The following is a 13,089-nucleotide window of genomic DNA, read 5'->3' on the forward strand; positions in this document are numbered from 1 at the left end:
GATATGAACATAATAGTATGTGTTAAACAAGTCCCTGGGACTAATGAAGTGAAAATGAATAAAGAAACCAATACCATTATAAGAGAAGGAATTGAATCAATTATAAATCCTTTTGATACTTATGCTATTGAAGAAGCCATTAAAATAAAAGATGCCTTTAGCGGTAAAATCACTGCTATAAGTATGGGAATACCTCAAACTGCATCGCTTTTAAAACAAACTATGGCTCTTGGAGTAGATGAAGCCTTTCTTCTTAGCGATAGAGCCTTTGCCGGAGCTGATTCTCTTGCTACTTCTTATGCACTTTCTATGGGTATTAAAGCTATTAAAAATTATGATCTTATAATATGCGGCAAACAAGCTACTGATGGTGATACTGCACAAGTGGGACCAAGTCTTGCAGAAAAATTAAATATACCTCATATTACCTATGTAAGTAAGATAGAAGAATTAAGAGATGGATACATCCGCTGCCAAAGGCTTATAGCAAATGGCTATGAAATTATTGAATCTTCCCTTCCAGCTCTTATTACTGTTGTAGAAGACTTAAATGTACCTCGTCTTCCTTCTATTAAAAACTTAAGAGAAGCTGCCTGTAAAGAAGTGACTATTTGGTCTGTTAATGATATAGGTGCAGATAATAAATGCACTGGTCTAAACGGATCTCCTACACAGGTTGTTAGAACATTTATACCAGAGTATAACATTAAAAGCGAAATAATAGAAGGAACACCTGAAGAACAATCTGAAAAGCTTGTGGATAGTCTATTATCTATGGGTCTATCAGTAGATTAATGGAGGTATATAATGAGTAGTATTAATATATTAAAAGATAAGTGCGTTGGGTGCAAGATCTGTGTCAATGAATGTCCTTTCGGAGCAATAAAAGTTAAAGATAAAAAAGCGGTAATATTAGATAATTGTACTCTATGCGGCTCTTGTGTAAGTAAGTGTAAATTTAATGCTATAGAGTTAGTAAGAGATCAGTCTGGTGGAGTTGACACTTCACAATATAGAGGTATCTGGGTCTTTGCAGAACAAAATGCTGGCACTGTAGAAAATGTAGCTTTTGAACTTTTAGGTGAAGCTACAAGATTAGCTAAAGACTTAAATACAAATATTTATGCAGTTATACTTGGTGAAAACCTAGATAAAGCTTCAAAGGAACTTATAGCTTACGGTGCTGATTATGTATACTGTGTAGATAATCCAATATTAAGCAAGTATAATGACGAAAGTTATGCTCATATAATATCAGATTTAATAAAAAAATATAAACCAGATATAATGCTATTTGGAGCTACGGCTTATGGAAGATCTTTAGCCCCTCGAATAGCCTCCAAGATTAATACAGGGCTTACTGCAGATTGTACTATACTTGAAATAGATTTAGACAAAAAAATTCTTCTTCAAACTAGACCTGCCTTTGGCGGAAACTTAATGGCTACAATTGTTTGCCCTAATCATAGACCTCAAATGGCTACTGTTCGTCCTAAAGTTATGAAGGCGATAGAACCTGATTATAACAAACCAGGCCAGGTTATAAAGCCTAATATTTATATACCTACTTCTACTAAATTAAAGGTTTTAGATGTGTGTGCTTTTCCTAGTGAAAGTTTAAATCTAGAAGACGCTGAAATAATAGTGGCAGCTGGAAGAGGAATAGGAGATATTACAAATATGAAGTTAATTGAAGAGTTAGCAGAAGTACTAAAGGCTAAAATTGGGGCATCTCGCGGAGCAGTTGATGAAGGTTGGATTGATTATAGTCATCAAATTGGACAGACTGGTAAAACTGTTTCTCCTAAATTTTATTTTGCTTGCGGTATTTCAGGAGCAATTCAGCATTTAGCTGGTATATCATCTTCTGATACTATAATTGCAATAAATAAAGATCCTGATGCTCCTATTTTCAAGATTGCAAATTACGGAATTATTGGAGATATAGAAAAAGTACTTCCATCTCTAATAAAAAAATTTAAGGGAAAATTATATTAACCTCTTAGGCTTATAATACATATCATGTATTGTAATACTTAAAAGGAGTGTAAAACTTTGTATCCTTATGATTATTATTTGATACCTAGTCAATTTTTCTATCGTCAACTTCCACCAGGAGGTGGCCCTCCATTTGGACCTCCTGGAATGCCACCTTCAGGAGCTCCAGGGGGAGGCGCAGGTGGCCCATCTGGTAGACCTCCTATGGGTCCACCACCATCTTTTACACCTTCAAAAGCTCAAACTAAAGCTCAACCAGGGGTAAAGGCTGTTGATCCAGGCTCAATAAGGCGATGCATGTTTAGATATGTATATATTTGGCTGGATAACGGAAGATCTTTCTGGGCATGGGTTACCTATGTAGGCAGAAGATCTTTATCCGGTTACAGATGGATGGGTTATAGATGGGTTTACTTCGGAATAGATTTAAGAAGAATTGACAGTTTTATATGCTACTAATATAAAATTTCCTAATGACCTTTAACTTTAATAAAAGCTCTCCCAGCTGCTTAAAGCAGCTGAAAGAGCTTTTTATTTTTAATATTATATCTGCCCTAAGGCCTTTAAAATAACTTGAGCTATAATAGCTGAACCTAAATAAGTTCCTACGAATACAAAACAAGATACTATAATTATTCTCCAACCAGATTTTTTAAAGCTGTCTAAATCTTTTCCTATAGAAATACCTACATATGCAAGTATTGGAGTAGTTAAACTTAAAAAATCTACCTTTGCCATATACTTTGAAATTGTTGTTGCTCCTGGAACTCCAGGATAGGTTAAAATACATGCTAAGGTAACTATGTAAGCTACAGCAGGTATTTTTCCTGGAATTATCTTGGCTAAAACAATTCCTAAAATAGCTATTAATACAAGTATAGCCATTCCTGGAAGTGCATCTATTATATTATTTTTAGGGCCTACCATATTTGCCACTAAAGATAAAATTCCCATCAATATAAGTATAAATAAAGAATCTTTAATTTTCATATATTAAGCCTCCTTAGAAGTTTCTTTTTTCTTTTTGACTTCCGGAGCCTGGACACCGTATTTCACTCTGTACATTTTCCTGTAAAGCCATTCAGTTAAAGGAAGAGCAATAAACAGTGACATATAAAGTCCATCTAGCCCTGATAACATATTACTTGCAGCCCCAAAGGCAGCTAGAGTTTCTTGCATACTTGGGAACATAGCACTTAATGATCCAACAGCAGCAGTCATCATACTTGCACTACCTACTCCTGATGCCATTGCAAGAGCATATGGGTGAAGTGGAGTATAAGCTGCACAAAAGCTAGCTAATAGTCCGAAGAATACTGTTCCAAAAACAGTACCACAAATATATACTCCCATAACACCTTTTCCTTCATCTCCTTCTAAACCGTAAATATCACTTATTAAAGCGACATTAGGTTCACGGGCAATAGAGTGAGCTGCTCCTATGGATTCACGTTTTAATCCTAAGAATATTGCTAGAGGTACTCCTAAAAATACAGTACCAATATTTCCGAACTCTTGTAGTATTAATGCAGGACTTGATTTTATTATTTTAGGAAGAGTAGGTCCAATTAATGTTCCGTATCTTGCCATAAGAAGCATTAATGAAATTGTAATTAGAGTACCTGCCTCTTTCATATCTTTATCATTTACTAACTTTAAAAATTTAGGTCCTAGGAATATACCTATAATAAGTGCATAAAGCATTGGTAAGAATACTAACGTTCCTGGTCCAACTTTAAATTTTATTACTCCTATAAGTTCTGCAATAATAACTAGTATAAGGACAATAATATGATTTTTCCAATTTTTCATTTACTGCACCTTCCTTTCAAAACATCCTTCTAAAAACTCTATATATTCGTCCTTACTCTTAAAAGTAGGCTCATAAGAATCTATAACTTCTTTTGCCGCTTCTGCATTACTATATAATAAGTCTATTATAGTCATTGCCATAAGCTTAGCTGGTAAAATTAGAGCCGCATCGTAATCTTCTACTTTAAAATCTTTTGTATGAAGATTTCCTGAAACTCCTCCTATGAAAGGATGTATAGATGGTATCAAGTTTGATACGTCCCCCATATCAGTTGAAGCTGCAAAATGACCACTATCTATTATTTGTTCTTCTGTAAGTAATCTTTCAGCATTACCTTTAAATAAACTATTTAATTTTGATGAACATTTTAAAGGAAGATGTCCTGGAATAGTATTTATTATAGTCTTTGCTCCTATAGCATATCCTCCACCTAATAATGCTCTGTCTACCTTTTCATTGGTATTTTTTATAGCTTCTACTGTTTTAGCTCTTACATAAGTCTCCATTCTTACATCAGCAGGAACGCTGTTTACAGTATCTCCTCCTTTTGTAATTATAGGATGAACTCTTATTGAGTCTTCATCTCTAAATGTTTCTCTCAGAGCGTTTATTCCCATCATTCCAAGCATTGCTGCATTTAGTGCATTTACTCCTTCGTGGGGTGCCTCTGCTGCATGTGCTGCTTTACCTACATATTCTATTGTTTTACCTAAGAAACCATTGCTGCTATCCCCAATAGCTACTGTAGGTCTTGGACAATTTTTTAATGAATGAAACATCATAGCAATGTCCACATCATCAAATTCACCTTGGTATATTAATTCTTGTTTGCCAGCTAGGAAATGTATTTTCCCCTCTTCTCTTAACTTATTTCTGTACTCTATCTCTATATATTCTTCTGATGGTACTGCCATAAAAGTTACATTACCACATAAACTTTCTTCGATGCCTGATAACTTTAATCCTAGTGCGGCCCCTAGCATTGCAGAAACTTGTAAGTTGTGTCCACATGTGTGAGATGCTCCTGTTTCTTTGTCTGCATTTGGGCTGTCAAAACATATTACTCCGTCTAGCTCTCCTAATATAGCAACGTTAGGCCCGCTAGCCTTTTCCTTAAGCCTCCCTTTTACTCCAGTTAATGCTAAATTATTTTTGTAGTTTAAATTTAATTCCTTCATAAAACTACAAACCTTCTCAGAAGTTTTTACTTCTTTATAACCTAGCTCTGGATCCTTTTCTATATCCTTGGCCAAAGCTACAATTTTGTATGCATTTTCCTCAATAGTCTTGCATACTAATTGTTTCATATCTTCCTTTTCCAAAGTTATCCCCTCCTTAAATTTAATAAATTATTTTCTCTTTTGTAAAACGCACCCATAAAGCTATATAAAACCCCATGTTTAATAATATGCATACTTATGCAAATTATTAAACTTTATACGTGTTTATTATACCACATTTATTAAATATATGTTAAATTTATCGAGTTTTACCCTATTTACTATTCGCGAATATTTTTTCCTATTTGTAATTTTATGCAATAAAACGTATATTTTTTGTAATTTAATTTAATTCAATGTAAAAATACCAAGAATTTATGACAATATAAAATAAAGGCTATGTTTTAATAGATTGCTGATAGTTTATAATATGGAAAAAAATTCTAAATAAGAATTACATTTCTCATTATAATGAACTCAGCAATCTTTAAAACACAGCCTAAATATATGTCTATAAATTATCTACTTTAAGAGCTCTCATAGAGTTTATGATAGCAATTACCGCTACGCCAACATCAGCGAATACTGCTTCCCACATAGTTGCAACACCAAATGCTCCTAAAAGTAATACTACTACCTTAACTCCTAATGCAAATACTATATTTTCAATTACTATACCTCTTGTTCTCTTTGCAATTTTTATAGCAGTTCCTATCTTAGATGGCTCATCTGTCATAATTACTACATCGGCAGCCTCAATAGCCGCATCTGAACCTAATCCCCCCATAGCTATACCTATATCAGCTCTAGCAAGAACTGGTGCATCGTTGATTCCATCTCCTACAAATACAAGTTTGCCTTTAGGAGATTTTTGTTTATCAATTCTTTCAACCTGTTCAATTTTTTCATCAGGCAGTAGCTCTGAATATACTTCGTCTAACCCTAACTCTCCTGCAACTTTCTTAGCAACGAATTCAGTATCTCCTGTAAGCATTATAGTTTTTTTAATTCCAATATCCTTAAGTAATTTTATTGTATCCTTAGAATCTTCTTTTACCTCATCAGAAATCACTATATATCCATAGTATTTATTGTCTATAGCTACGTAAACTACAGTACCTGCCACCTCTAATTTATCATAAGGAATACCTTCTTTATCCATTAGCTTTGAATTTCCTACAGCTACTTCCTTTCCCTTAAGTTTAACTATTGTTCCATGTCCAGCTATTTCGTCATAACCTTCTATCTCATCTTTGTTAACCTTATTTCCATATGCTTTTAGAATAGAAACTGCTATAGGATGAGTTGAATAGGCTTCTGCAAAAGCAGCATACCTTAAAAGCTCTCTCTTAGCTACACCTTCTATTGGATTTATTTCTGTAACTTTAAATACTCCCTTTGTTAGAGTTCCTGTCTTATCAAATATAACAGTTTCTACATCATTAAGAGCTTCTAAATAATTTCCTCCCTTAATTAAAATTCCATTTTTAGATGCTCCACCTATGCCTCCAAAGAAACCAAGAGGTATAGATACAACTAATGCACAAGGACAAGATATTACTAAGAATATCAATGCTCTATATAACCATTGTGAAAATGTTGCTCCTTGTACTATAATTGGCGGAACTATAGCAAGTAGGGCTGCTGTTATAACTACCACAGGAGTATAATATCTTGCAAATTTTGTTATAAAATTTTCTGTAGGAGCTTTTCTACTACTTGCGTTTTCTACTAATTCTAATATTTTAGATACTGTAGAATCTCCAAACCCTTTAGTTACTTCTATAGTTAATAATCCACTCTTGTTTATAAAACCGCTTAAAACCTCAGTTCCCTCTTCTACTTCCCTTGGAACTGATTCTCCTGTCAGTGCTGAAGTATCTACCATAGATTTCCCATCTATAACCTTACCATCAAGAGGAATCTTCTCTCCCGGTTTTACAATTATTAGATCACCTACATTAACTTCTTCTGGTGATACTGTTTTTATATCATTTCCAACTTTTATATTAGCATAATCCGGTCTAATATCCATTAATGCACTTATAGACTTTCTTGAATGGTCTACAGCCATATCTTGAAATAATTCACCTACTTGATAAAATAACATTACTGCTACACCTTCTGGGAATTCCCCTATAGCAAAAGCACCTATTGTAGCTAAACTCATCAGAAAATTTTCATCAAAAACTTGTCCTCTTAAAATATTCTTTAATGCTCTTATTAAAATTTCACCACCAACTATTAAGTAACTAGCTAAAAATAGCAAGAACTTAATATTAGCTGATAAGTTAATTCCTATTGCAGCAGCAAATAATAGAGTCCCTATTATAAGTTTTAGTATTTCTTCTTTATTATTTTCTTCTCCATGGCTATGATGATGTTCATGTCCATGTTCTTTTTCTTGATTTTTAACTATACTTTTTTCCTTAACTATAACATCTGGTTCTAATCTGTTTACTATACTATTAGTTTCAGCTATAATTGGCTCTACCTTGTCCTCATTCTCAATTTCAATACTTAGAGTTTTAGTTACAAAATTCATATTAGCACTAGAAACCCCATCTATATCATTAACTTTAGTTTCTATTTTCGCTGCACAGTTTGCACAATCTAATCCTTCTAAAATAAGTTCTTTTTTAATTATATTACTCATTTTTAGCTTCCCCCAAACTATCTTTCTTTTACATGGGCAAATCCGTAATCAAATATCTTCTTAATATGATCATCATCTAATGAATAGTATACGACTTTACCATCTCTTCTGTACTTTACCAGTCTAGTATTTTTTAACACTTTCAATTGGTGTGAAATTGCTGATTGACTCATTCCTAAAAGTGCAGCTAAATCACATACACACATTTCAGATTGAAATAAAGCATACAATATCTTTGTTCTAGTTGTATCCCCGAATACCTTAAATAATTCTGCTAAATCATAAAGTACTTCATCCTCTGGCATACCTTGTTTTACTTTACTTATTAAGTCTTCATGTATTATGGTACAACTACAACTTTCAATTTTATTTGAATTAATACTCATTTTATCCCTCCTTCATATGAATATGTATTCATATGTTCATGTATAGTATATTCCTCCATTTAAATTCTGTCAACAATTTTAAAAAAACAAAAACCATGAAATAATAACAATTTCATGGTTTTTTATATTATATCTCACTGGTATTTTTTCTTTTTTGGACAACCTTTACTAACTCCCACCAGCCCGTTGACATTACACCAATTATAGCTGCCCATAGTAACATAGTTCCACCTAGAGGCTTAGTTCTAAAAATAGAATTTAAAAATGGTATATACACTATTGCTAATGTCATTACTAGTGCAACACTATTGATTAATAATCTTGCAGTATTTTTAGATTCCTTGAATATGTGGAATAGGTATTGTGCATTTGATCTATTCACTAAAACTAAAGTAACATTTGAAACTATAAGTGTTGTCAGTGAAAAACTTCTAGCCAAGTCTACGTTTATTCCTATATCTACAAGATAATGAAACGGAATAAAGGATGCTAAAAACATTGATAAACCTTGTAATATTACTTTAAATGTTAAGCTCTTATTAAGCAGCGGTTCTTTAGGTGATCTAGGTGGCTGCTCCATTATATATGGCTCTGCATCTTCTCCTTCAAAAATTATAGAGCAGGTAGGATCAATAATTAGCTCCAAAAGTACAATATGCACAGGAAGTAATATCTGAGGTAAATTAAATATTGGCGAGAATAAAGCTAGAGCTACTATAGGTATATGGATTACCATTATATAAACCATAGCCTTTCTTATGTTGTCAAATATTCTTCTGCCGTCTTTAACTGAACTGACTATGGTAGTAAAATTATCGTCCATCAATATCATATGAGCAGCTTCTTTTGCAACTTCTGTTCCTCTTTTGCCCATGGCTACTCCAATGTCAGCACTCTTAAGAGCTGGTGCATCATTTACACCATCTCCGGTCATTGCAACCACTTCTCCGTTTGCCTTTAAAGCTTTTACTATTTTCATTTTATGCTCTGGTATAACACGAGAGAAAATATCACAATGTTTTACCGCTTCACAAAGTTCTTCATCTGACATTTTATCTATATCTTCACCAGTAATAGTACAATCTTTAAATTTTAATCCAATTTCACTTCCTATGGCAGCAGCTGTTTTGCTATAATCTCCAGTTATCATAATAACTCTAATACCAGCCTTTTTACATACCTGTATTGCTTCCTTCACACCATCTTTAGGGGGATCTTGCAATCCTACTAATCCTCTAAATTTCATTTTATAGCTTTCTATATTTTCATTAACTATTTCAGAAAATGAATCTGCAAAGGCTAGTACTCTAAGTCCTCTATTTGCCATTTCATCTATAATATTGTTTAAAGTTTTAATTTCATTTTCACCTAAATCACATAATGGTATGATAGTTTCTGGTGATCCTTTAGCTGCAACATAATGATTGTCATCCAGCTTATATATATTAGCCATCCTCTTAGTTTTTGAGTTAAATGGAATTTTCTTTGCAATTTCTATATTATGAAGTTCTTCTATATTTTCTATATTTTTTATTCCGATTTGAATAATTGCCTTCTCCATAGGATCGTAAACTTCTTTTTCACAAGATAAAATCATTAGACTGCTTAAATTTTTATTATCAAAATCATTTGCGTTTAACAATTTATTATTATCATATACACTTTTAACTTCCATCTCATTTTTTGTTATAGTACCTGTTTTATCCACAGCTAAGATAGTAGCAGAGCCTAATGTTTCTACAGCTGAAATTTTACGCATTAATGTGTTCTTCTTTGCAAGCCTAAAAGCCCCAAGAGATAAAAACACTGTAAGCACTACTGGGAACTCTTCTGGTATTATAGCCATAGCCAAAGTTATTCCTGAAAGAATACTTTGAATTAGGTTATGATTATAAGAATAAGATAGAATTATTACTATTAAACATAGAAAAAATCCAACTACTGCTAGTGTTTTGACTAGTGATTGGGTTTTCTTTTGCAGAGGCGTTAACTCTTCTTTAGCTTCACTTACTGCTTTACTTACTTTACCATACTCTGTGTTAAATCCTGTATGTTTTACTTTAGCAGTACATGATCCGAAAATAGATAAGGTTCCTGCATAAGCAATATTCTCCTTCCAATAGTCATCTCGTCCACTACCTTCACTCTCTAAATCAAGTTTATCTGTTGGAATTTTAAAAACAGGCTCAGATTCACCAGTTAATACAGATTCATCAACTGAAAAATTTGAGGCCTCAAGCACTTCACAATCCGCTGGAATTCTCTCTCCTTCAGCCAAATATATAATATCTCCTGGAACAAGCTCCGAGCTTTTAATTTCCAACCTTTCACCATTCCTAAGGACAGTAACCTGAGGTGATGTTAACTCTTTTAAGGCATCTAAAGTTTTCTCCGTCTTCCATTCTTGAATAAAAGTTATTGAAGCTACAAATACAACAAATACTAACATAATAGATGCTTCCTGTGCTTCTCCAAGTATAAAATATAAAAGTGCTGTTCCCAGCAAAAGCAGAAACATAGGTTCTTTAAATACACCTAAAAATTTCTTTAGTGGATTGACTTTTTCATTTTTTACAAACTCATTTAAGCCATATTCTTTTTGTAATTCTTTTACTTGTTCAAAGGTCAATCCAACAACTTGCTGATTTTCCATTTTCATACCTCTTTTCACTCTTTTTAATACCCATCTTCATATTGTTACATTGCTATATTATATGCTCACATTTCTTTTTTGTTATCAATTGAAAAAATATTAATTATAAATATACTCCTTTATTTTCAAAGTGTCAATGCTTTATTCACCGCCGTTAATCGTTATCAAATGATAACGATAGTTAATATATTATAGTAATGATAACCTAAAACTTATGATTCCGATTATCAAGTAAAAAACTGTATAAAATAGAAAGCTCTCATGTCCAATACATAAACATGAGAGCTCTCTATTTATCTTTTACTATGTCTATTTAACAAAATTTAATTTTTACACTTCTCTTATAAAAACTTTTTTAATTATAGGCTTTGGATTATAGTGGAATGTATACCATTTAGTCATAGCTACCTTATCTCCTAAAAATTTGGTTTCCTCTGGAGTATTATTGTTTATATATATTTTATAGGAAGTATTAAATAAGAAAATCCCATCTCCTCCAGCCTTATATATTTCTGCTGCTCTTACCATATATTCATGCAAAGTAAGATAGCTCTTATTATGAACGTATAAACCAGCTTTAATAAGTTCTTCTTCTTCTTTTGTTAGATCATGCCCTTTCACATCTGCACAAATTCCTATATAAAGTTTTACCTTAGATCCCTTAACCATATTTACGAAAGGCTTAATATCAAAAAAATCATCTACAGTTATATTTGAAGGGACAATAATATCTACCAATCCTTCTTTTATCCATGTTTTAATATCATATCCATAAGAAATATAATTATTATAAGGTATTCTTGCAACTATCTTCTTGTTTGGGATCTCTCTTCTCACTTTTCTCATAAAGTCAGTCATAATTTTTACTTTGGTAGCTTGATTGGCTTCTGAAGTCATTACTACAGGGTATCTACAAAAATCTAAAGTAACTCCATCTACATATTTAAAGGAAGAGGCTTCTTTTAATACATTTAATATATAATCTCTAGTCTTTGGATATAAATAACTTAATCCATATTCATCTTTCTGCTTCACATCTTTATAGCTGCTATAGATACTTCCATTTAAATATCCATACTTATCCTCCGGGTAAAAAGTATTCATACGTAAAGATGCATATACATCTAGTCCATCTCCCTCTCCGAACTCTGCTAAAAATTCTAAAGGAGATTTTCCTTCACTTAGTATATTTAGTACTTGTTCCTTGGCTCTTTTATCTATATCTCTAAGCTGAGAATTATATTTATCAAATGAAGCAAATGCTTTACCTGCATATTTGCTATTATAATTTAGTAATCCAGTTGTTCCTAAACACCAATTTAAGACTCCTACATTTTTTTTAGCTAATGGACTTACTAGCATATAGTCTAATGACTTAGAATCATGAAAAATCCCGTCACAAAAACTAGAATATCCATCATTATCATATATAACTCTTTTCCCTTTTTCACCTTCATCTGGGGTATTATATAGTTTTATTTCCTCAGCTGTGGCCTTAACAAATCTAAAATAGGCAATTCTTGTAGGGTTCTGGTAATCATTTTTTATTGTCAAACTTTCATTATTAAAATTATCTAGGAAAGCAAATTTTTCATAAATATACTGATCTCCATAATTACTCTTAGAACCATAATGTGCATCGTTTGTTATGCTTATATATTCATCGTTAGAAGATTTTTTTATGCCAATAGAGTTTGTCCCAGAAGCATAGCCTATATATACTTTAAAATTTCCATTAAGAGTTATAGGAATTTCCAGAGGAGAAAGATTGCGTCCAAAGTTTTCTAGAAGTTCTCCTTTTGTTCCATCTTCATATTTTAAATTACTTATTCTCCAATTTTTTGAATCCTTACTGGCTAAACTTTTTATATCTTTAAATATATATTCTTTCACTTGATCATTAAACTTGGATGTATCATTTTCATCTATTGTCAAAGATGCCTCTTTAAATATAAAAGGCATTTTAATTTTCTTTTTTAGCATTTTACCATTTTTAGTTTTAATACCGTCATCTATATGCAGATAATAATACGCTCCCTTTTTATATTCTTGATTTGGCTTTATTACAATGATCTTATTATTATTTTCTAAAGAAAAACTCGTATTAACTTTATTTCCACCTGCATCTGTTACATATGTATTGTTTTCATCTACTACAGAGTCATCCAATTCATAATTGAATTTAATTGACCATTCTTTCATAGGTTCACTGATTGTTTGAAGCTCCCAAAGTTTTGAGTCAGTTTCCCCATAAGCATTAGAATATGAAAATATAAATACAAATAGTAAGCTCAGCAGCATGGTAATATTTAACTTCATTATACGCTTGCACATTTTATATTTTGCCTCCTAGATAGAAATAT

Annotated in this window: 10 protein-coding genes; 3 read left to right on the plus strand and 7 right to left on the minus strand. The window is 32.2% G+C overall.

Annotated elements, in window-relative coordinates:
* Positions 1-3: 3 nt before the first annotated feature.
* The 3 genes from ACWW38_RS07515 to ACWW38_RS07525 are packed head-to-tail and all read left to right on the plus strand — an operon-like array spanning position 4 to position 2,457.
* Positions 4-795, plus strand: coding sequence for an electron transfer flavoprotein subunit beta/FixA family protein (locus ACWW38_RS07515; RefSeq protein WP_456260164.1), 792 nt, complete (start codon positions 4-6; stop codon positions 793-795).
* Positions 796-807: 12 nt separating this feature from the next.
* Positions 808-1,998 (plus strand): FAD-binding protein, encoded by a 1,191-nt coding sequence (locus tag ACWW38_RS07520; protein WP_456260165.1) that lies wholly within the window; start codon positions 808-810, stop codon positions 1,996-1,998.
* Between the two features lie 57 nt (positions 1,999-2,055).
* Positions 2,056-2,457 carry a hypothetical protein gene (locus ACWW38_RS07525; RefSeq protein ID WP_456260166.1) on the plus strand — a complete coding sequence of 134 codons (402 nt, stop codon included), beginning with the start codon at positions 2,056-2,058 and terminating at the stop codon, positions 2,455-2,457.
* Positions 2,458-2,541: 84 nt separating this feature from the next.
* Here ACWW38_RS07525 and ACWW38_RS07530 read toward each other — a convergent pair whose 3' ends face one another.
* The 7 genes from ACWW38_RS07530 to ACWW38_RS07560 form a co-directional block, all read right to left on the minus strand.
* Entirely contained in the window at positions 2,542-2,988 is a 447-nt protein-coding gene (locus tag ACWW38_RS07530; protein ID WP_456260167.1) for a DUF340 domain-containing protein, read from the minus strand.
* A gap of 3 nt (positions 2,989-2,991) precedes the next feature.
* The gene (locus ACWW38_RS07535) at positions 2,992-3,810 is read right to left on the minus strand and encodes a DUF3100 domain-containing protein (protein WP_456260168.1); all 819 of its coding nucleotides are present in this window, start codon (positions 3,808-3,810) and stop codon (positions 2,992-2,994) included.
* Complete coding sequence (locus ACWW38_RS07540; RefSeq protein WP_456260169.1) at positions 3,811-5,133, minus strand: amidohydrolase; 1,323 nt, start codon at positions 5,131-5,133, stop codon at positions 3,811-3,813.
* A gap of 409 nt (positions 5,134-5,542) precedes the next feature.
* On the minus strand, positions 5,543-7,687 hold the full coding sequence (locus ACWW38_RS07545; RefSeq protein ID WP_456260170.1) for a heavy metal translocating P-type ATPase: 2,145 nt from the start codon (positions 7,685-7,687) through the stop codon (positions 5,543-5,545).
* A gap of 17 nt (positions 7,688-7,704) precedes the next feature.
* Positions 7,705-8,073, minus strand: a complete 369-nt coding sequence (locus ACWW38_RS07550) for an ArsR/SmtB family transcription factor (protein ID WP_456260171.1) — start codon at positions 8,071-8,073, stop codon at positions 7,705-7,707.
* Positions 8,074-8,200: 127 nt separating this feature from the next.
* The gene (locus ACWW38_RS07555; protein ID WP_456260172.1) at positions 8,201-10,726 is read right to left on the minus strand and encodes a cation-translocating P-type ATPase; all 2,526 of its coding nucleotides are present in this window, start codon (positions 10,724-10,726) and stop codon (positions 8,201-8,203) included.
* Between the two features lie 330 nt (positions 10,727-11,056).
* Positions 11,057-13,060, minus strand: a complete 2,004-nt coding sequence (locus tag ACWW38_RS07560; protein WP_456260173.1) for an Ig-like domain-containing protein — start codon at positions 13,058-13,060, stop codon at positions 11,057-11,059.
* Between the last annotated feature and the right edge of the window lie 29 nt (positions 13,061-13,089).

The organism is Clostridium sp. JNZ J1-5, from assembly GCF_053901425.1.